Source organism: Sphingobium sp. Cam5-1 (genome assembly GCF_015693305.1).
GTDB lineage: Bacteria > Pseudomonadota > Alphaproteobacteria > Sphingomonadales > Sphingomonadaceae > Sphingobium.
In genome coordinates this window covers 953,164-973,782 of record NZ_CP065138.1, presented here as the reverse complement: position 1 = coordinate 973,782, position 20,619 = coordinate 953,164, and the positions used below count along the sequence as shown (strand labels likewise).

Sequence of the window (20,619 nt, the reverse complement as noted above, 5' to 3'; positions counted from 1 at the left end):
TACCTCGCCATTGGTTTCCCCTCCCCCAGCCCCGTTCGTTTCGAGCGAAGTCGAGAAACGGGAAGGACGCGCATATCGTTTCTGGACTACGCTCGAAACGAACGGAAGTAAGGCATAATGCGCGCCTTCTCCCAGCTCCTCGACGGCCTCGTCTACACCCGTTCGCGCAACGGCAAGCTGGACCTCATTGCCCGCTACATGCGCGAAGCTCCAGACCCCGATCGCGGTTGGGCACTCGCCGCCCTCACCGGCAACCTCGACATCAAGGCCGTCAAGGCCTCGGCCATCGGCGAGATGATCCGCGCCCGCACCGACCCCGTCCTCTACGAAATGAGCCGGGACTATGTCGGCGACCTTGCCGAAACCGTCGCTCTCCTGTGGCCCAAGAGCGAGGACCAGCCGCCAGAGATAGACGACGGCTCCCTCACTCTCTCCGCCATCATCGACCGCCTACACAGCGTCAGCCGAGCCGCCGCCCCGGCGACCCTCGCGCAAATGATGGACCATCTCGACGCCTCCGGCCGCTTCGCCCTCCTGAAACTCGCCACCGGAGGCCTGCGCGTCGGCATCTCCGCCCGCCTTGCCAAGACCGGCTTCGCCCAAGCCTTCAACCTAGACGTCGATGATGTGGAGGAATGCTGGCACGCCCTCTCCCCGCCTTACAAAGCCCTGTTCGACTGGGCCGAAGGCAGGTCTGGCCGCCCCGACCCCGCAGGCACGCCCTTCTTCCGCCCCTTCATGCTCGCCCACCCGCTCGAAGCCGACAGCGTTGACCTCAGCGACTATGCCGCCGAATGGAAATGGGACGGCATCCGCATCCAGATAGTCGGGACCGGCGAGCAGACCCGCCTCTATAGCCGCGCCGGGGATGACATCACCGGCAGCTTTCCCGAAATCGCGCAAGCCTTCACCGCCCACGCAGTCCTTGACGGCGAACTCCTAGTCAAAGGAGAATTCCAGGGTGGAGAAGCAGCCAGCTTCAACGCCCTCCAGCAACGCCTCGGCCGCAAGGCAGTGACGGCCAAGATGATGGCCGACTACCCCGCCTTCGTCCGCCTCTACGACATCCTCCTCCACGCCGACGAAGACCTTCGCGCCCTCCCGTGGGAGCAACGCCGCCCGCGCCTCGAAGCCATCGTCCCGACCCTCAACCCCGACCGCTTCGACATCTCCGCCCTCATCGAAGCGCCAGACTTCGAAAGCCTCGCCGACATCCGCGCAGGCGCCCGCGACGCCGCCATCGAAGGCGTCATGCTCAAGCGCCGCGACAGCCCCTATGTCGCCGGACGCAAGGCCGCGCTCTGGTATAAATGGAAACGCGATCCCCTGACCGCCGACTGCGTCATGATGTACGCCCAGCGCGGCCACGGCAAACGCTCGTCCTTCTATTCGGACTACACCTTCGGCTGCTGGACGGAGGAGGGCGAACTGCTCCCCGTCGGCAAAGCCTATAGCGGCTTCACCGACGAAGAACTCAAATGGCTGGACCGCTTCGTGCGCACCAACACGGTCAACCGCTTCGGCCCGGTGCGAGAGGTGGAAAAGTCACTGGTGCTGGAGGTGGCCTTCGACAGCATCCACGACAGCAAGCGGCACAAGTCGGGGCTGGCGATGCGCTTCCCGAGGATCGCGCGGATCAGGCGGGACAAGCCTGCGGCGGAAGCGGATACTATCACGGCATTGAAACGACTTGTTGGCTAAGTGACTTGAGTGCCATAACGGGATGGTACACCATAAACGTCAAGAAGAGCTGGGGGGCCGCCGTTGAAAGCCGTTACACAGGAAAACGTTTCCGCGCCTATAAAGGTACAAGTGGCCAACGAGGAGCCTTTCTCTCGGCATCCAGCCAATCTGACGATTTACGTTGGATCACCTCCAAAGGGGGAGGAGAGCGACGCCCATATCTGGCCTTCGGTAATTTCTGCAACTGGTAGCATTCTTTCGAGTGCAGCATGGCCAATTGGCATTGTTGTTGTAGCCCTGATGTTCAAGAAACAAATCTCCGCACTCATCGGTCGAATAAAATCGTTCAAAGGACCGGGTGGGATTGAGATTACGACCGAGGAATTGATAAACAATTTGCCCTCGTCACCACCCCAGCAAGAAACTGCGCAGGCACAGGATGTTGAGGAGGTTGCCCGATTATCGCCTATTGACGCCATCGTAACGTCGTGGGTCAACGTTGAGCGCGCAATTGGAAGACTTTATGGTCGCGTACAGTTGGTCACAACCGGCAATTCAGAGCCAAATTTCCGGCGAAAGCTTGACTTCCTTACAAGTGCTGGCGCAATTAGCTCCAGCATCGTTCCGGAAATCCGAATTTTGAGCCAAATTCGTAACAGAGTTGTGCATCATCCGGACGAAGAACTGAGCCAAGATTCTGTCAGAACTTATGTTGCAAACGCACAATCGATCGTTGATTTGATTGACGCCATTCCCGGCGACCCGGCTCTGCAATCCTGAGGTTAGATCCTACTTAAAAGGAGCCCCCCATGCCCTACACCGGAAGCTGCCACTGCGGCGCAGTCACCTTCACCATAGCTACCGACGCACCCACGGAGGCTATGTCCTGCAACTGCTCCCATTGCAGCCGCAAGGGCTTCCTCCTTACCTTCGTCCCCGCCGACCAGTTCACGCTAAACAGCGGTGAGGACAAGCTGACCGACTATCAGTTCTACAAGCACCAGATCACGCACCGCTTCTGCAACGTCTGCGGCACGCAATCTTTCGCGGAAGGCGATTCCCCGAACGGCCCAATGCGCGCGATCAACCTGCGCTGCGTGCCGGAGGTCGATCTCGACACGCTCAAGATCAACAAGGTCGATGGCGCGAGCTTCTAGCCCCCTCCGTTCGTTCCGAGCGTAGTCGAGAAACGGCAAGCGCAAACATATCGTTTCTCGACTTCGCTCGAAACGAATGGCGGTAGCTTATGTCTGACTTTGCGCTGTCACGCGCAGCCCCTATATGGGCGCTTTCGCGCAACGGGCGCGCTTCACCTATGGAGCAGTTAAATTGAGCAAGGTTCTGGTCATTGGCGCAGGCGGCGTCGGGTCTGTCGCGGTTCACAAGATGGCGATGAACAGTGACATTTTCAGCCATATCACGCTCGCCAGCCGCCGCCTCGTCAGCTGTGAAAAGGTGGCCGAATCGGTGAAGGCGCGCACCGGCGTCACCATCGACGTGGCGCAGGTTGATGCCGATAATGTCGAAGAGACGATCGCACTCATCGAGAAGGTTCAGCCGAAACTCGTCGTCAACCTCGCCCTGCCCTATCAGGATCTGGCCATCATGGACGCGTGCCTCGCGACCAAGACCGACTATCTCGACACCGCCAATTACGAACCACGCGACACGCCCAAGTTCGAATATAGCTGGCAATGGGCCTATCAGGACCGGTTCAAGGAAGCAGGCATCATGGCGCTGCTGGGTTCGGGCTTCGACCCCGGCGTCACCAGCGTTTTCGCCTCCTACATCAAGAAGCATCTGCTCGACCGCATCGACACGCTCGACATTCTCGACTGCAACGGCGGCGACCACGGCCAGCATTTCGCCACTAACTTCAACCCGGAAATCAACATCCGCGAAGTGACCGCCCCCTCGCGCCACTGGGAAGGCGGCAAGTGGGTCGAAGGCCCGGCTTTGAAGCACAAGCAGGTGTTCAACTTCGATCAGGTCGGCGAAAAGAATATGTACCTCATGTATCATGAGGAATTGGAAAGCCTCGCCAAACACTATCCCGAAATCAAGCGCATCCGCTTCTGGATGACCTTCGGCGACGCTTACCTCAAGCATCTGGAAGTGCTCCAGAATGTCGGCATGACCCGCATCGATCCGGTGATCTACGAGGGCAAGGAAATCATCCCGCTCCAGTTCCTGAAGGCGGTCCTCCCCGAACCGTCCAGCCTCGGCTCCACGACCAAGGGCAAGACCAACATCGGCGACATCGCCACCGGCGTGAAGGATGGTCAGCAGAAGACCGTCTATGTCTACAATGTCTGCGATCATGAGGACGCCTATGCCGAAACGGGCAACCAGGCGGTCAGCTACACCACCGGCGTTCCGGCGATGATCGGCGCGGCCATGATGCTGACCGGCGCCTGGAAAGGCGAGGGCGTGTTCAACATCGAACAGTTCGATCCCGATCCTTTCATGGACATGCTGAACAAGCACGGCCTTCCCTGGCAGGTAAAGGAACTGGACGCGCCGCTGGATTTCTAATCCTAAATTCCCTCTCCCCTTCAGGGGAGAGGGTGCCGAGCGCAGCGAAGGCGGGAGAGGGGAATGACCCGTCCCTAGCGTTGTTCCCCTCTCCCCGACCCTCTCCCCTCAAGGGGAGAGGGAGAATGGAGCGCATATATGGAAACCAAAGCCGGCGATCCCGCCGCCTTCGCGCATTTCGACCTTCACCGCGTCCCCTCACCCGCCTTCGTGGTGGATGAGGCCGCGATCCGCCGGAACCTGTCCATCCTGCGCGACATAGGCGATCGCGCGGGCATCAAGGTGCTGGGCGCGCTCAAGGCCTTTTCCATGTGGTCCCTCGGCCCCGTAGTAGCCGAATATCTCGACGGCGTGTGCGCGTCCGGCATCTACGAAGCACGCCTCGGCCGCGAAGAATATGGCGGTGAGGTCGCGACCTACTGCGCCGCCTATAAGCCGGACGATCTGGCGGCGATCCTCAAAATCTCCGACCACGTCATCTTCAACAGCCCCGGCCAAATCGCGCGGCTCAAACCCGTCATCGATGATGCCAGAATGAACGGTGTGAACTTCGACATCGGTCTGCGCATAAACCCCCTCCACGCCGAGGGAGAAGTGCCCAAATATGATCCCTCGCAGCCCCACAGCCGCCTCGGTTTCCCCATCGATCAACTCCGCCCGGAACATCTTGAAGGCGTCGATGGCCTCCATGTCCACAACCTGTGCGAACAGGATTTCCTGCCGCTCCAACGCACCTGGGCAGCCATCGAATCTCGCGTCATGCCGCATGTCAGCGGCCTGAAATGGCTGAACTTCGGCGGTGGCCATCATGTCACGCGCGCCGACTATCAGATCAACGACCTGATCACCTTTCTCCAGCGGATAAAGGCGCAGACCGGCCTTGAACTCTATATCGAACCCGGTGAGGCGATGGCCCTCGACGCGGGAATCCTCATCGGCGAAATCCTCGACGTCATCGACAATGGCATGCCCGTCGCCATCACGGACATTTCCGCCACCTGCCACATGCCTGACGTCATAGAAGCGCCGTACCGCCCCGCCATGCTCCATGAACAGGAAGAAGGCCCGGTGACGCGACTCGGCGGCCCCTCTTGCCTCGCGGGCGACATCATCGGCGACTATCGAGTCCCAGGCGGCGCGACTCCAGGACGCCGCGTCGCCTTCCTCGATCAAGCCCACTACTCGATGGTAAAGACTAACACCTTCAACGGCGTACCTCTCCCCTCTATCTGGCTGTGGAATTCGCAGACCGACGAACTCCAGCAAATCCGGCGCTTTTCCTACGAGGATTTCAAGGCCCGTCTCTCCTGACGCACATTTCATAGCGGCGCGCGCAACAAAATTTACGTGCGCGCTTTACAGGGGGGACCCCTAAGCATATATCGCCCTTCCGCTGCCCCATGGGACTTCCACCGCAAGGCAGCTTGATTGCCATGAACTACACTGGAGGTCCCTTGAGTTGCACAAGCACCATAGCGCGCTGGGGGTAGCGACCGCCCTCAAACCGGCAGCACCGGTAACGCTGATCCGCCCGCAGGCTGCGGCCCGCGCTGCCCGATTCTTCGCTGAGAAGTTTCCGGGGCGCTCGCTCTATGCCGTGAAGGCCAATCCCTCGCCGGACTTGCTTCGGACGCTTTGGGACAGCGGAATCACGCATTATGACGTTGCGTCCATCGCCGAGGTTCGCCTCGTCGCGGAAACGCTACCGCAAGCGAAGCTGTGCTTCATGCACCCCGTGAAGGCTGAAGAAGCCATTGCCGAGGCCTATCACGTTCATGGCGTGCGCACCTTCTCGCTCGACACGATCGACGAGTTGGAAAAAATCGTTCGCGCCACCGACGACGCCACGGACCTTGAACTGTGCGTCCGCCTGCGTGTCTCGTCCGAACATTCTGAACTGAGCCTCGCTTCCAAGTTCGGCGCGGAACTCGGCGAAACCCGCGAACTGTTGATAGCCACCCGTCAGGCAGCCGACGCGCTCGGCATCTGCTTCCACGTGGGTAGTCAGGCGATGAGCCCACAGGCTTATAGCGACGCCATCGAGCGCGTCCGCGCAGCGATCGTCGATGCGGCTGTCACGGTCGACATCATCGACGTAGGTGGCGGCTTTCCGTCCGTTTATCCGGGCATGGAACCGCCAGCGCTGGAAGCCTATTTCGACGCTATCTATCGCGGGTTTGAAAGCCTGCCGATCAGCTATTCCGCTGAACTGTGGTGCGAGCCTGGCCGCGCGCTTTCAGCCGAATATAGCTCCATCATCGTGCGGGTAGAGCGTCGTCGCGGCACCGAACTCTATATCAACGACGGTGCCTATGGCGCGCTGTTCGACGCTGCGCATATCGGCTGGCGTTTCCCAGTCGCCCTGCTGCGTGAGGAAGAGAGCGAAGCGGATTTGACCGGCTTCTCCTTCTACGGCCCGACATGCGACGACATGGATCACATGGTGGGTCCGTTCATGCTGCCTGACGATGTGGCTGTCGGCGACTATATCGAAATTGGCATGCTCGGCGCATATGGCGCGGCGATGCGCACCGGGTTCAACGGCTTCACATCAGAAGCGGTCATCGAGGTGGAGGACGAGCCGATGGCGAGCCTCTACGCCGATCCGGTTCCGGCACGCCGTCGCGCAACTGTCATCAAGCTGGGCTAAAAGGCTCAAGCTCCCCTTTGGAGAGGGTGCCTGTCCCTCGCTGCAAATATGTGGCGAGGGATTTTCTTAAGGACGGCGAAAGACCGCCGCCAGTTCGACATGGGTCGACCATCGGAACTGGCCGACCGGCTTCACCTTGTCCAAAACATAACCGCTCGCCACAAGATGCGCCGCATCGCGGGCAAAGCTCGCCGGATTGCACGAAACATAGGCGATGACCGGCACTGTTGACGCCGCCAACTGCATCACCTGCTCCCGCGCGCCCGCCCGTGGCGGATCGATCACCACCGCTGCAAACCGGTTCAGCTCTTCAGGAACCAGCGGCCGCCTGAACAGATCGCGATGGTCGGCAACCATGCGTCGTTGAGCGCGATTGGCCGCCAGTTTGAGCGAAAGCACCAGATCGCGCGCGCCTTCGGCCGCGTAAACCGGACGCTCCTTACCAACCCCGAGCGCGAATGTACCAAGCCCACTAAAAAGGTCGGCAACCGCACCGCTTGCGGGTAGAGCCTCTCTCACGACCTCCAGCAGCGCAGATTCCCCATCTGGAGTGGCCTGAAGGAAGGCGAAGGGCGGAAAGGCTACGGCAACCCCACCAAATGTCATCGTGCCCGGCTCAGGCTCCCAGCGCGTTTGCTGGCCATCGCCTTCATCGATCGTCAATCGCGCCAGGCTGTGAACGGCAGCAAAGTCCCGCAACGCCTCGTCCGCCGCCAAGCCCGAAACCTGAACATTCTCCAGAAGCAGGTCCACGCCCTGATCGATGAGGGACATGCGAACATGCGCGGCCCGCCTATCCGGCAGGATCAGGGGCAGCAACGTTCTCAGCGGCTCGATCAGGGCAAAAAGCCGAGGCTCCAATATCTCGCACATCGCAAGATCGATCAGCTTGTGACTACCCGATTCAGCAAAACCGATGGCGATCCGCCGCCCCTCCCGAACGGCGCGTAATGACGCGCGGCGCCGTGTCCTGGGCGGCGACAAATGAGGCGGCAGCAATGATCCAGGTGGCACCGCCAGGCCCTGCCCCATCAAGGCGCCGGTCACGCGCCCCGTGACGAACTCAGCGAGGCTTTGCTCATCGACATGCTGCAGTTCGCACCCACCACAGGCGGGGAAATGAATACAGGGCGCTTCAACATGATGGGGACCAGTTGAAAGACTGCCATCGGCCGCCAGCCTGTCTCCCGGCGCTGCGAGCGGCACGTGCCTCCCGTCGGCGGTTACGCCATCGCCCTTTGCGGCGATGCGAATAATAAGGTCATTGTCGATGTCGGTCACAGGCGGGAGGCGATAGCCGCTGGCAACCGGGTGATCAAATCATCCGCAATAAACGCCGCTCCTGCGCGTCTCGCTGCCTCGCCATGAAGCCACACGGCTTCGCTCGCCGCGCGAAACGCGTCTCCCCCGACCGCCAGCCGTCCAGCAGCCAAGCCTGCCAGAACATCCCCCGTCCCGGCTGTCGATAGCCAGGATGACGCGCCGGTTGCTACAGCAACGCGGCCATCGGGTGCCGCGATGATGCTGTCCGATCCTTTGAGGATCACTATGGCCCCCGTTCGCTGGGCTGCTTCAACCGCACGATCAATCTTGCTGCCGGGCAGATCGCCAAACAGCCGCACGAACTCTCCTTCATGTGGCGTCAGGATCGACGAAGGCGGAACTGGCCCCACCTGCCCCGTTGCCAACAATGTTAGTGCGTCAGCGTCGAGCACCAGTGGATGACCGCATTGCAGCACTGCTTTCAAACGATCGGCTGCATGCTCATCATGGCCCAAGCCAGGCCCGACGAGTACCGCCGCCAACCTCTCGTCCTGAAGTTGCGCCTCTACCTGATCGGGCTCGTCAGCCCGCAACGTCACGACGGCATCCGAAGCCGAAGAACCTGTGTCTATGACCAGATGTCGAACCATGCCCGCGCCGGAGCGTGCCGCAACCTCGGCAGCAAGCCGCCCTGCCCCCGCCATGCTGCCGCCCACTATGGCTACCAGTCCACGACTATATTTATGATCCGTTGCTCCCGGCGCTGTCAGGCGAGGCGGAGTAAGCCTATGAACGGCTCCGTCACCCCCCACACCAATGTCCGCGCAAATCAGCCGGTTGAACGTGCCGGCCGCAGGATGCAGCACGTGAGCAGGCTTGAGCGCCCCCAGCGCAATACAGACGTCGAATTGCGGCACCGGGGACAGCAGTGCACCACTGTTCGTATCGATCCCGCTCGGCAGGTCGATGGTGTAGCTGAGACCGGCTCGCTGCGTGAGGCTGTTCAGCCGTTCGGCAACAACTGTGTCCAACCCACGCGAAAGCCCCGTGCCAAATAGAGCATCGACCACCTGGGTTGCCGACCCCGCGTCATTGAGGGACTCGATCGGCCCATTCCATGCTACCCGTGCACGGCGACTCGACTCCGTGCGGCTTTCCCCCAAAGCTGCGACACGGACGGGCACGCCCCGCGCCCGCAGCAAACGGGCAACGACAAAGCCATCGCCGCCATTATTACCCGGACCGCACAGCACCAGAAGGTCCCGCCGACCCCCCGCGCGCCAGATGACCTCTGCCGCAGCGGCCCCCGCGCGCTCCATGAGTTCATATTCTGGGATACCGCTCGCGAACACGGCCTGCTCGGCTTGCCGCATCTGGGCGGCGGTCAGGATGGCCGTCCCGATCATGGCACGGCCGCCGGAGGGATGGTTGCTGGCAGCCTATAATGATCCCCGCCAGCGCTGACTTCGATAACAGCGCCGCTGGTTACGGCGATCTTCGTGGGTTCCGCGCCATCAGCCGATGCTAACCCTCGTCCGTTCCCCAGAATATGAAAACGGCGGAACCCACCATCCGGGTGGCGGATGGTTAGAAGCTCTCCGTCCTGCTCGACAACGCAAGTACGCGCCCATTTGGCGTCGGCACCGATCGCGCAGTCCGCAAGAGCCCTCTTTTCCGATGCAGAGTTCGCGAAGGGACTCTGCGCCCCTTCGCCCTGATCACAGCCTGCCAGGGCAAGGCACATCAGCCCCACCCCGGCGATCTGGTCAGATATCCGCATAGACATGGGTTTCGGTCTTCGCTCCGGGATGCGTCACTGCCCCCTTGTAAGCCGGTCCCACATTCTGTGCATAGCGCCAGAGCGCGCCTGACTGATAATCATTCTGGCGAGGCTTCCAGTTCTTCTGCCGCTCGGCCAGCACGGACTCAGAAACCTTGAGGTCGATCCTGCCTGCTTCGGCGTCGATAGCGATGACGTCGCCATTCTCGACCAGCGCGATCGGACCGCCCTCGGCAGCCTCTGGTCCAACATGCCCAATGCAGAAGCCTCGCGTCGCGCCGGAGAAGCGCCCGTCGGTGATCAACGCCACCTTCTCACCCATGCCCTGACCGTAGAGCGCGGCAGTGGTCGACAGCATTTCGCGCATGCCGGGACCGCCTTTGGGGCCTTCATAGCGGATGACGATAACCGATCCTTCGGCGATATCGCGCGCTTCGACCGCCGCAAAAGCGTCTTCCTCACAATCGAAAACGCGAGCAGGCCCTTCAAATTGGAGGCGGTGCATGCCCGCCACCTTCACGATCGCGCCATTGGGCGCAAGCGACCCCTTCAAGCCCACGACGCCGCCCGTCGGGGTGATCGGCAACTTGACGTCATAGATGACCTTCTGGTCAGGATTCCAGGTCACTTCCTCGATATTCTCGGCAATCGTCTTGCCGGTGACGGTCATGCAATCGCCATGCAGCAGGCCGTTGTCGTACAACGTCTTCATCAGCATGTAGACGCCGCCAGCATCGTACATATCCTTGGCGACATATTTGCCGCCGGGCTTAAGGTCAGCGATGTAAGGCGTCGACTTGAAGATTTCCGCCACGTCGAACAGGTCGAAATCGATGCCGCACTCGTTCGCCATGGCGGGCAAGTGCAGCGCTCCGTTGGTCGAGCCACCCGTCGCAGCGACGATCCGGGCTGCATTCTCGAAGGCTTCGCGAGTGCAGATATCACGCGGACGGATGTTCTTCGCCAACAGTTCCATCACTTGACGGCCAGCGGCGACGGCGACCTCTTCGCGGCTCTTGTAGGGAGCGGGCGCCATGTTGCTGTTCGGCAGCGAAAGGCCGATTGCCTCACCCACGCACGCCATAGTGTTGGCGGTATACTGCCCGCCGCATGCGCCATGCCCCGGGCAAGCGACCTTTTCGAGCGCGATCACATCCTTCAGCGGACAGGCGCCCGCTGCATATTTGCCGACCACCTCAAACACATCAACGACAGTAACGTCGCGATTTTCAAACCGGCCCGGCAGGATAGACCCACCATACACGAAGATCGACGGAACATTCAGGCGCAGCATCGCCATCATCATGCCCGGCAGCGACTTGTCGCATCCAGCGAAGGTTACGAGCGCGTCATAGCAGTGACCACGCACCGAAAGCTCTACCGAGTCCGCGATGACTTCGCGGCTCGCCAGCGAGCTTTTCATGCCCTGATGGCCCATCGCGATGCCGTCGGTGACGGTGATGGTGTTGAACCGGCGCGGCATGCCGCCAGCTTCATTCACGCCCTGACGGCAAAAGTCCGCCTGCATGTCGAGCGTCGTGTTGCAAGGCGCGCTGTCATTGCCGGCCGAGGCAATGCCTACGAAGGGACGGCCAATCTCTTCTTCTGTCAGGCCCATCGCATAATAATAGCTACGATGCGGAGCGCGCTCCGGACCAACCGAGACGTGGCGGCTCGGGAGTTTCGACTTGTCGAATGTATGAGACATAAAACCTACCCTTCTTGCGCGCCTCCTTTCCAAAAAGGGACGAGTCACGCAAGGCTATTGCGGCATTGTAGCACGATGGGGCCAATTATGCGGGCGAAGCGGCCTTGTCCTTCGCCATCGCTCACCAAATCCTGCCGCATCTCGATGCCAAGATAGGGTATGCCATTGGCTTCGGCATGACGGTTCATGGTCGCGTTCAGCAAGCGCCCCGAATAAGGCAACTGATCGCCGACCATCAGGCCAGCCTCCTTCAGCATTGGAATGGCGATGCGGGCCGCACGGTCATCTTCATTGTAAAGCACGCCAATGTCCCATGGCCGCTCTGCCTCTGGGTCACTTGCGAGCTGCGGGGTAAAACTGTGCACTGAGAGGATGAAAGGCGACGTCATCCCGTCGAGCAGTCGGCCGATCTGATGATGATAGGGATGGTGAAAGCGGATCATGCGATCAGAAAGGTCCGCATGGCGATTGCCCGGAATGGCATGGCCGTCGCTCATCACGGGCAGCAGGCCCGGCGCGTCATCCTCACGATTAAGGTCGATCACAAGTCTGGAAACGCCACCCAATATCGCGGTGCATCCCAACTGCTCCGCGAGTAACCGGCTGACCTCGGCCGCTCCGATGTCTATGGCAATGTGGTTGCTCAGCACGGCAGGATCGATACCCAGATCGATGTCGGCAGGCACATGAGCCGACGCATGATCCGCGATGATGAGCAGGTCGAGGGGGCCGCCTTCCACCTGTGTAAATGCCTCGCTCACGCTCCGCCGATCTCCGTTTCCATTACCCACCAGCCGGGTTGCATTGCTGATATTGTGCGCGCAGCCACGGCTCGCCCGCCCGGATCATCGAACAACGCAAAGCAGGTTGCGCCAGACCCTGACATCCGAGCCAGCCTGACGCCCGCTTGCTCCCATAGCAGCGAAAGCACGTCGGCAATGACAGGGGCTACCGCGATCGCCGCCGGTTCCAGATCATTGCGCGCGCTTGCGATCACATCGTCGAGGGTAGCGGCAGTCAAGGGGCCTCGATCCAGTTTGTCCCATCGGCTGAAGACATTGGCCGTGGAGACGCCGACACCTGGATTGACCAGGAGCATCGCGGCCCCCTCCAAGCCTTGGACATCGAGCGGCTCGAGCACTTCGCCCCGGCCGCGCACCATCTGCGTAACGCTGCTGACGCAGGCTGGCACGTCCGAACCCAGGGACAGGCCGATGCGCTCCAGTTCAGCGCCGGGGAGTTGTGCGTCCCACAGCCGGTTCAGCAATCGCAACGTCGCCGCCGCGTCGGCAGAGCCGCCGCCAATGCCCGATGCTACCGGCAGGTTTTTCGTCAGCTTCAACGCAGCGCCGCGCGCTTCGCCTAGACGTTCTTGCAACGCCCGGGCGGCTTTCATGACAAGATTATCTGTGCCGGACCCCAAAGCCTTGCCGAATGGCCCATCCAGCGTCAGGCTGATTTCCTCCCCATGGCCTAGACTTCCGCTGAGCAGGTCTCCGTCCTTCGCAAAGACAAACAGGCTTTCCAGGGCATGATAGCCATCCGGCCGCCGATCTCGCACGTGCAGGGCGAGATTCACCTTGGCGAAAGCGGTTTCCGCCAACATTGCAGCTTCAGGGTGCGGCATATTCTGGTGTCATCCCGATTTTCGCCTTCGCATGAAGTCGCGCCGCCACTTCTCCTTCCGCGAAGACGGCCGCGGCCCGCCAGGCGTAGCGCGCTTCATAACGGCGTCCGGCGGCCCATAGCGCGTCGCCCAAATGCTCGTTGATGGTTACATCAGCCGGAGCGCCTTCGGCTGCACGCTCCAGCACCGGCACCGCCGTTTGCACATCTCCAGCCACGAAATGCGCCCATCCAAGAGAATCCGTTATGGACGGGTCGTCTGGTTTCAGGGCATTCGCTTTCTTCAGAAGTTCCAGCGCAGCCGGAACATTCTGCCGCCGCTCGACCTGAGCGTAGCCCAAATAGTTCAGCACCGCCGGTTCATTGGGCGCGATTTTCGCAGCGCGCTCCAGGGCTGTACGCGCTTCGTCCCAGCGGCCCGCCTGCTCAAGCGCACTACCCCGCATCAGCAAGAGAGCCCAAGGCACATTGTCCGCGCCGTAGCGCCCTTCGGCCATCCGGAAGGCGTCAGCAGCCCCGGTGAAATCCTTCGCTTGGGCCAGCAACTGCCCCAGCTTCACCATATGATCCACATCCGCACCAGGCGCCTTAACCAAAGAGCGGGCAAGCGATATTGCTGCCGTGCTGTCATCAGACGCCGCGAGTGCGTTGACCATCGCCGTGTGCCTAAGCGACCCAAACCAACCTTCTGGCGCGACTTGGTTCAGTTCAGACACAGCCTGTTCCCCGCGCCCAGCTTCGGTCAGCAATTGCGCCAGGGCCAACCGCCCATCAGCGCCGCCGGGATTGGCGAAGCTGGCGATGCGAGCCAGCCTGATCGCGAGCATTCGCGTGCTCTCATCCGATGAAATATCGGTAGCCAAACGCGCGAGCAGGCGGGCAAACCCTTGTGCTGGCGTCAGCGCTCGCCCCGCTTCCCCGGCTCCGCGTTTGCGCGCGATATCCTTCCGCGCCAGAACATATTCGGCCCGCCCATCAGGAAGCAAAGCCATCGCCTCCGTTCTCGCGCCCCGAGCCGCAAGCTGCGCAGCGAAGGTCAGCCGCATTTCGGCGAGTTCGACCGTGCGCAGCCCCAGCGCGCGATTGATCGCCAGCCCAGCATCCGCAATGTCGCCACGGCCAAGCGCTTGGAGCGCGATATGCTCATCAATGTATCGGCGCGCGAGGGAGGCATAGCGATCCGCCGGGTCGATCTCTGGCGGCGCAACCCGGCCTTCGCCCACCGCAATCCAGCTGCGGATTATCGGTGCAAGAAACCCGAAATTGCCTTCAGCCGCGACCCGATCCGTGATCCGACCAGCCGCCTTCCAATCCCTTCGGACCAAAGATTCGCCGAGGAACAGGAGCGTCCCGTCCCTTGGCATCAGTTCCTTGGCGTCAAGCAGTCTTGCCGAACGCATGGCCAGAGCCATGTCGCCGCTCATCAAAGCATGCAGATAGGAACGCCTCGCCACCTCCACGCTATCTGAATCCCCGGCCAACGCATCGCGATAGCTATTAAGCGCAATGCGCGCCGCTCCGTCACTGTCGGCCAATCTGCCCCGCGCATAAGCATGCAGCGCGCTCGATCGATCCACCGATGCGCGAGCAGGGGAAGCCAGCAGCATCGGCAGCAACATCGCAGAGAGCAGGCGCCTACATGTTGGGATAGTTCGGCCCCCCGCCGCCTTCGGGCACCACCCAGTTGATGTTCTGCGTCGGGTCCTTGATGTCGCACGTCTTGCAGTGGACGCAGTTCTGGGCGTTGATCTGGAACCGGGGATTGCCCTCTTCCTGCCCAACCACCTCATAGACCCCTGCCGGGCAGTAACGCTGCGCCGGTTCGTCATACATGGGGAGGTTGTAGGCGATCGGGATCGACGGGTCCTTCAACTGAAGGTGAACCGGCTGGTCTTCCTCATGATTGGTGTTCGACAGGAACACAGAGGACAGGCGATCAAAGCTGATCACCCCATCGGGCTTGGGATAGTCGATCTTGTGCCCGATCTCCTTGGGCCAGATCTTTTCATTGTCCGGCTTGTGCTTCATCGTGAAGGGCAGGCCGATCTTCAGCGTGCGCATCCACATGTCGATGCCCGCCAGCAACGTGCCGATCGTATTGCCGAACTTGGCCAGCAGCGGCTCGGCATTCTTGACCAGCTTCAGCTCGTCAGCGATCCAGCTGGAGCGCAGACGATCATCATAGTCATGCAGGACATCGCGCGAGCGTTCGTTCTGAATCGCCTCGAACGCCGCTTCGGCTGCCAGCATGCCGGACTTCATTGCCGTATGCGTGCCCTTGATGCGCGGCACGTTGACGAAGCCTGCGGAACAACCAATCAGCGCGCCGCCCGGGAAAACCAGCTTCGGGACCGACTGCCAGCCACCTTCATTGATCACGCGCGCGCCATAGGACACGCGGCGGCCGCCTTCCAGATACTGGCGGATCGCCGGGTGCTGTTTCCAGCGCTGAAATTCCTCGAAGGGATAGAGGTAAGGATTGCGGTATCCGAGGCCGACCACGAAGCCGATTGCAACCTGCCCGTTGGCCTGATGATAAAGAAAGCCACCGCCATAGGCGTCAGTCAGCGGCCAAGCCTGCGTATGGATGACCAGACCCGGCTTGTGCTTGGCGGGATCAATATCCCACAGTTCCTTCATGCCCAGGCCATAGACCTGCGGTTCACAATCCTTGTCCAGTTCGAACTGGCGCTTGAGGATCTTGGTCAGGTGGCCGCGTGCGCCTTCGGCAAAGAAGGTATATTTGGCGTGCAGTTCCAGCCCCGGCTGATAATCGCCCTTGCGATTGCCTTCCCGGTCGATGCCCATGTCGCCGGTGGCAACGCCTTTTACGCTACCATCTTCATTGTAGAGAATTTCGGCGGCGGCGAAGCCGGGGAATATTTCGACACCCAGGCCCTCAGCCTGCTCGGCAAGCCAGCGGCACAGATTGCCCAGCGACCCGGTATAGGTCCCCTTGTTGTGCATCCAGCGTGGCGTAGCGATGTGGGGCACAGGCAATTTGCCGCGCTTGGTCAGGAACCAATGCTGATTATCGCGTACCGGCACCTCAGCAAGCGAACAGCCCATGTCGCGCCAGTCCGGCAGCAATTCATCAAGCGCCTTGGGATCAATTACCGCGCCCGACAGAATATGGGCGCCGATCTCGGACCCTTTTTCCAGAACGCACACCGCCAGTTCCTGACCGGCGTCATTGGCCAGTTGCTTCAGCCTGATCGCCGCGGACAGCCCCGCCGGTCCCCCGCCGACGATGACGATGTCATAGGGCATCGATTCCCGTTCGCTCATAATCCCTCCATCGAGACGGGCCGGACAGTTTCCCTGTCCTGTCCGGCCGCCGCATTACTCAAACGATTTACCACTGGTTGCCGATGAAGATTCTTGACCCCGGCGTCAACCTCTGGCCCTAGAAGAACGATGCGGGGAATGACGGAAGACTTGGCCGATGCTGCCAGCGCCTATCTGGCGTGGTGGGACATGGCGGGCGTTGATGGCGCGACGACGGAAACGCCGGTCAATTGGCTGCGTCCAACGCCAGCTGCCACCCCGCCATCGTCTACCTCCGCTCCCATCACAGTGAAGAAGCCCGAAACGCTTCAGGATTTCACAACCTGGCTCGCCGAGGACGCGGGACAACCCGAGCGCCGCTGGTCCGGACCATCGATATTGCCGCAGGGACAAGCCGGATCGCCGCTGATGATAATCACGGACATGCCCGATCCGGCCGATATGGACGCAGGCACATTGCTTGCCGATCGCGCCGGACGCTTGTTCGACGCCATGCTCTCTGCGATCGGCTTGTCGCGTGAGACGGTCTACATCGCTTCCCTCTTTTGCGCGCGCCCACCCGGCGGCATGGTGGAGGCGGCGGATCTGAATGCTGCGGCCGACCGCATGCGCACCCATGTTTCCCTCGCCGCTCCCGTTAAGCTCCTGCTTCTGGGCGACCGGACGATCCGCACATTCCTTCCCGTACAAGACAAGCAAGGGATGGAAAGTTTACACTTTTTTAACCATGATGGCGGCATTGTGCCTGCTTTAGCCACTTTCCACCCGCGGCTGCTGCTCGGGCAGCCTGCGGCGAAAGCGGAATGTTGGCGCACATTGCAACGCCTGGTCGAGGATATGCATCAGTGATTCGCGCGCTCACCCGATCTTCCTGTCTGGCTCTGGCCGCCATGAGTGCCGCCGCAGCCATGCCCGCAAAAGCGAATGAAGCGCCGTCGGCCGCAGCGTTCAGGTCCGACTTCAACTCAGCCTTGTCCATCAATGACGCCGACAAGGGGCGTTACTCGGCCATCTACGGCGCACTGGCGAATCAGAGTTGGGCTGACGCAAAAGCCATGATCCTGGCTTTGGATCCGCAGGACCCGATGCGTTTCGTTGCCCTCTCCGACCTCTATGTGGCGAAGGACTCTCCACGCGTTGAGCTGTTCGATGTGCTCGACCTGGTGAACAAGGCAGCTTGGCTTCCCAACGCGGATCAACTTTCGCGTCTGGCGCAAAAGCGCGGCGCGACGATCCTGCCTACCCTCCCGCAAATCCAGAAGATGGTATGGCTGGGTTCCGCACCCCGCCGCGAATATGTCGCCACGACGAAGACCGACCTGCTGGCACAGGCGCTGGTTGGCCAGATCACGCCTTTCATCAAGAATGACGATCCTGTCGGAGCGGAAACGCTGCTGGCGTCCGGGGAAATCGGCCTCACCCCTGAAGGCGTGACGGAAGTGCGCCAGCGTGTCGCCTGGTCCTATTATATCGAGAATAACGACGCCGACGCACGCCGCATGGCCAACCGAGCGCTCGAAACCCGTTCGAGCAGCGACTGGACGGTGCAAGCACACTGGACGCTGGGTCTCGCATCTTGGCGCCAGCATGACTGTGCCACAGCCGCACCTGCGTTCGCCAATGTTGCGGCTCTCGCTGGAAATGCCGACATGCGGGCAGCGGGAGCCTATTGGGCTTCCCGCGCCTATATGGTCTGCGGTCAGGCTGAAAAGGTCGAGGGCCTTTTGAAGACGGCAGCTCGATCCGATGAAACCTTCTATGGCTTGCTTGCCCGCGAGACACTGGGCATGCCCGTTGGCGGCGCCAGAGTGCCGCCCCACTTTGGCGCCGCCGATTGGCAACAGCTCAAGGACAGTCCGAATGTCCGAGCGGCCATTGCTCTTGCGTCCATCGGGCAGATCGCGAAGGCCGACCAGTTTATTCGCCACCAGGCGCGGATCGGCGGCGCGGCCCAATATGACGCGCTGCTGAAGCTGGCCAACGCTCTCAGCCTTCCCGCCACTCAGCTTTGGCTCGCGCATAATGGTCCGGCGGGTAAACAGCCTGGCAGCTTCGCCCGCTTCCCGACGCCCGACTGGCGTCCGGATGGCGGATGGCGTGTCGATCCCGCCTTGATCTATGCCCACACGCTTCAGGAATCGGGGTTCCGTAGCGACGTCGTCAGCAGTGCGGGTGCCCGCGGCCTGATGCAGGTCCTTCCCGGCACCGGGAGCGATATGGGCCTTTCCTCCCCTGCCCAGTTGTTCGTGCCATCGACCAATATGGAATATGGCCAACGCTATCTGGAAAACCTTCGCAGCATGAGCGCCACCGGCGGGCTGCTGCCCAAGGTCATGGCCGCCTATAATGCAGGCCCGCTGCCCGTCGAACGGTGGAACAGCGAGGTCAAGGACAATGGCGACCCTCTCCTGTTCATGGAGTCGCTGCCCTATTATGAAACCCGCGCTTATGTGAACATCGTCATGCGCAACTACTGGATGTACCAAATCCAGGCGAAGGGCAGCGCTGATTGCCTCACCGGGATGGCGCAGGGCATGTGGCCCACCTTCCCCACCGCCAAAGGCGCGCGCATGGTCAGGCTGAGCCAGAACAGCAATCTGTCCGCACCCAGCATCGCGGGCGGCTCTGACTAATGCCGATCGATGAGGACCGGCCATTTCTGCCGGTGCGAATTGCGGTCCTGACTGTGTCCGACAGCAGAGGCCTTGCAGACGATCGATCCGGCGACACCTTGGTCGAGCGGATAAAGGCGGCGGGCCACATATTGGCTGCGCGCTATATCGAAAAAGACGATCGAGCCGCCATCGTTGCGCGCCTGCATAGCTGGATTGACGATCCACAGATTGATTGCATCATCTCCACGGGAGGCACGGGCGTCACCGGTCGCGATGTGACCCCGGAAGCGATCGCCCAGGTCCAGGACAAGGAAATACCTGGCTTCGGCGAGCTGTTCCGTTGGCTCAGCTACCAGACAATCGGAACTTCGACGATACAGTCGCGAGCCACCGCCTGCGTCTCGCGCGGGACTTATATCTTCGCGCTGCCGGGTTCTACCGGTGCGGTGAAGGACGCTTGGGACGGAATTCTCTCCACCCAGCTCGACAGCCGTTATCGCCCCTGCAATTTCGTCGAACTGATGCCTCGCCTGATGGAGCGCTGACCTACCGACGCTTGCCACCATGTTCCCTTTATGTTCTAAGGAAGCATGGTTGCTGAAAAGGGTCGAGGCGCGACGTTGAATGTCGCTAGTCACCGCTTCAATATCGCGGAACAGATCGCTGACGGCGACTGGCTCGATACGCTTGATGCCATCGATGGCCCCGCACCGCGCCGTCGCACACAGGTCACGGTCGAACATCCCCGCACTATCATCAGCCGCAACAAGTCGCCGGATCTCTCCTTTAGCCAATCGATCAACGCTTATCGGGGCTGCGACCAACCCAGTAACAGTTGTGTAATGATTTGTCGGGGCATTCTTGATAATTCATTCTGGGAGGCAGAGAGACATACGGCCACTCAGCTGGGTATGGGAGATATCGTTGAACGACAGTTTTACATGCTCAATCTGTGGAGAAGAGCATCGTGGCCTCGTCAAAGACTGGGCCTACAAGCTGCCTGATGAGGTATGGGCTATACCGGAGGCCGAGCGAGCTGAAAGAGCACGCTTCAATAATGATCTCTGTCAGTTCGATGAGCGGAATTTCATCCGTTGCGTGCTGGACATACCGCTAACGGAGACATCAGACAGCTTTGGTTGGGGGGCTTGGGCAGAGGTCGGTTGGACCACCTTTGAACGCTATCTGGAGCTTTATGACCAAGACGGCTCCACGGAGCCTACGCATTTGGGCACCCTAGCCAACGATCTACCAGCATATCCAGCGTCATTCGGCACGCCAGTTGTCATCCAATTCAGAAATTCGACACAGCGCCCCTCTCTGTTCCTAAACGCAGAGGACAAAAGCCTCTTGGCGAGAGAACAACGAAACGGCATCTGCGAGGCGCGTTATCACGAGATTTTGACCATCATTGAGCGTCGCTAACATCGAACTTTTTTCCCTAACCGCTAAACGCCAGCTTGCGCATTTG

Annotated in this window: 19 protein-coding genes; 11 read left to right on the top strand and 8 right to left on the bottom strand. The window is 60.9% G+C overall.

Annotated features, from left to right (window positions below):
- The first annotated feature begins 117 nt into the window (after nucleotides 1-117).
- The 6 genes from IZV00_RS04890 to IZV00_RS04865 all read left to right on the top strand — a co-directional run bounded on the left by IZV00_RS04890 (nucleotide 118) and on the right by IZV00_RS04865 (nucleotide 6,868).
- Nucleotides 118-1,701 (top strand): cisplatin damage response ATP-dependent DNA ligase, encoded by a 1,584-nt coding sequence (locus tag IZV00_RS04890; protein WP_196226034.1) that lies wholly within the window; start codon nucleotides 118-120, stop codon nucleotides 1,699-1,701.
- Between the two features lie 63 nt (nucleotides 1,702-1,764).
- Entirely contained in the window at nucleotides 1,765-2,463 is a 699-nt protein-coding gene (locus IZV00_RS04885) for a hypothetical protein (RefSeq protein WP_196226033.1), read from the top strand.
- Nucleotides 2,464-2,492: 29 nt separating this feature from the next.
- Nucleotides 2,493-2,840, top strand: coding sequence for a GFA family protein (locus IZV00_RS04880; protein WP_196226032.1), 348 nt, complete (start codon nucleotides 2,493-2,495; stop codon nucleotides 2,838-2,840).
- A 172-nt stretch (nucleotides 2,841-3,012) separates the two neighbouring features.
- Nucleotides 3,013-4,218 (top strand): saccharopine dehydrogenase family protein, encoded by a 1,206-nt coding sequence (locus IZV00_RS04875; protein ID WP_196226031.1) that lies wholly within the window; start codon nucleotides 3,013-3,015, stop codon nucleotides 4,216-4,218.
- A gap of 138 nt (nucleotides 4,219-4,356) precedes the next feature.
- Nucleotides 4,357-5,529: a carboxynorspermidine decarboxylase gene (locus tag IZV00_RS04870; protein ID WP_196226030.1), complete on the top strand. Its 1,173-nt coding sequence runs from the start codon at nucleotides 4,357-4,359 to the stop codon at nucleotides 5,527-5,529.
- 148 nt (nucleotides 5,530-5,677) lie between these two features.
- Nucleotides 5,678-6,868 (top strand): type III PLP-dependent enzyme, encoded by a 1,191-nt coding sequence (locus tag IZV00_RS04865; protein ID WP_196226029.1) that lies wholly within the window; start codon nucleotides 5,678-5,680, stop codon nucleotides 6,866-6,868.
- A 66-nt stretch (nucleotides 6,869-6,934) separates the two neighbouring features.
- On the opposite strand, the gene IZV00_RS04860 is transcribed toward IZV00_RS04865, so the two are convergent.
- Genes IZV00_RS04860 through IZV00_RS04825 form a run of 8 tightly spaced genes read right to left on the bottom strand, consistent with a single transcriptional unit; the run spans nucleotide 6,935 to nucleotide 16,533 of the window.
- A complete protein-coding gene (locus IZV00_RS04860; protein ID WP_196226028.1) occupies nucleotides 6,935-8,149 on the bottom strand; it encodes a class I SAM-dependent RNA methyltransferase in 1,215 nt (404 codons plus the stop codon).
- Nucleotides 8,146-9,537, bottom strand: a complete 1,392-nt coding sequence (locus IZV00_RS04855; RefSeq protein ID WP_196226027.1) for an NAD(P)H-hydrate dehydratase — start codon at nucleotides 9,535-9,537, stop codon at nucleotides 8,146-8,148. Before IZV00_RS04855 ends, IZV00_RS04860 begins: the two co-directional genes overlap by 4 nt.
- Nucleotides 9,534-9,917, bottom strand: coding sequence for a hypothetical protein (locus IZV00_RS04850; RefSeq protein WP_196226026.1), 384 nt, complete (start codon nucleotides 9,915-9,917; stop codon nucleotides 9,534-9,536). Before IZV00_RS04850 ends, IZV00_RS04855 begins: the two co-directional genes overlap by 4 nt.
- Complete coding sequence (ilvD, locus tag IZV00_RS04845; protein WP_196226025.1) at nucleotides 9,898-11,619, bottom strand: dihydroxy-acid dehydratase; 1,722 nt, start codon at nucleotides 11,617-11,619, stop codon at nucleotides 9,898-9,900. The genes IZV00_RS04850 and ilvD overlap by 20 nt, the downstream gene beginning before the upstream one ends.
- Before the next feature lie 44 nt (nucleotides 11,620-11,663).
- Nucleotides 11,664-12,380 carry an N-formylglutamate amidohydrolase gene (locus IZV00_RS04840; RefSeq protein WP_196226024.1) on the bottom strand — a complete coding sequence of 239 codons (717 nt, stop codon included), beginning with the start codon at nucleotides 12,378-12,380 and terminating at the stop codon, nucleotides 11,664-11,666.
- Nucleotides 12,377-13,246: a 4-(cytidine 5'-diphospho)-2-C-methyl-D-erythritol kinase gene (locus IZV00_RS04835; protein ID WP_196226023.1), complete on the bottom strand. Its 870-nt coding sequence runs from the start codon at nucleotides 13,244-13,246 to the stop codon at nucleotides 12,377-12,379. Before IZV00_RS04835 ends, IZV00_RS04840 begins: the two co-directional genes overlap by 4 nt.
- Nucleotides 13,233-14,864, bottom strand: coding sequence for a tetratricopeptide repeat protein (locus IZV00_RS04830; protein ID WP_230463302.1), 1,632 nt, complete (start codon nucleotides 14,862-14,864; stop codon nucleotides 13,233-13,235). The genes IZV00_RS04835 and IZV00_RS04830 overlap by 14 nt, the downstream gene beginning before the upstream one ends.
- A 16-nt stretch (nucleotides 14,865-14,880) precedes the next feature.
- Nucleotides 14,881-16,533 (bottom strand): electron transfer flavoprotein-ubiquinone oxidoreductase, encoded by a 1,653-nt coding sequence (locus tag IZV00_RS04825; RefSeq protein ID WP_196226022.1) that lies wholly within the window; start codon nucleotides 16,531-16,533, stop codon nucleotides 14,881-14,883.
- A gap of 138 nt (nucleotides 16,534-16,671) precedes the next feature.
- Here IZV00_RS04825 and IZV00_RS04820 point away from each other — a divergent pair, with 138 nt between their 5' ends.
- The 5 genes from IZV00_RS04820 to IZV00_RS04800 are packed head-to-tail and all read left to right on the top strand — an operon-like array spanning nucleotide 16,672 to nucleotide 20,573.
- Nucleotides 16,672-17,382, top strand: coding sequence for a uracil-DNA glycosylase family protein (locus tag IZV00_RS04820; protein WP_196226021.1), 711 nt, complete (start codon nucleotides 16,672-16,674; stop codon nucleotides 17,380-17,382).
- Nucleotides 17,379-19,166, top strand: coding sequence for a lytic transglycosylase domain-containing protein (locus IZV00_RS04815; RefSeq protein ID WP_196226020.1), 1,788 nt, complete (start codon nucleotides 17,379-17,381; stop codon nucleotides 19,164-19,166). The genes IZV00_RS04820 and IZV00_RS04815 overlap by 4 nt, the downstream gene beginning before the upstream one ends.
- On the top strand, nucleotides 19,166-19,693 hold the full coding sequence (moaB, locus tag IZV00_RS04810) for a molybdenum cofactor biosynthesis protein B (protein WP_196226019.1): 528 nt from the start codon (nucleotides 19,166-19,168) through the stop codon (nucleotides 19,691-19,693). Before IZV00_RS04815 ends, moaB begins: the two co-directional genes overlap by 1 nt.
- Before the next feature lie 45 nt (nucleotides 19,694-19,738).
- The gene (locus IZV00_RS21485; protein ID WP_443020063.1) at nucleotides 19,739-20,152 is read left to right on the top strand and encodes a hypothetical protein; all 414 of its coding nucleotides are present in this window, start codon (nucleotides 19,739-19,741) and stop codon (nucleotides 20,150-20,152) included.
- Nucleotides 20,073-20,573, top strand: a complete 501-nt coding sequence (locus IZV00_RS04800; protein WP_196226018.1) for a DUF2199 domain-containing protein — start codon at nucleotides 20,073-20,075, stop codon at nucleotides 20,571-20,573. The genes IZV00_RS21485 and IZV00_RS04800 overlap by 80 nt, the downstream gene beginning before the upstream one ends.
- Nucleotides 20,574-20,619: the final 46 nt, after the last annotated feature.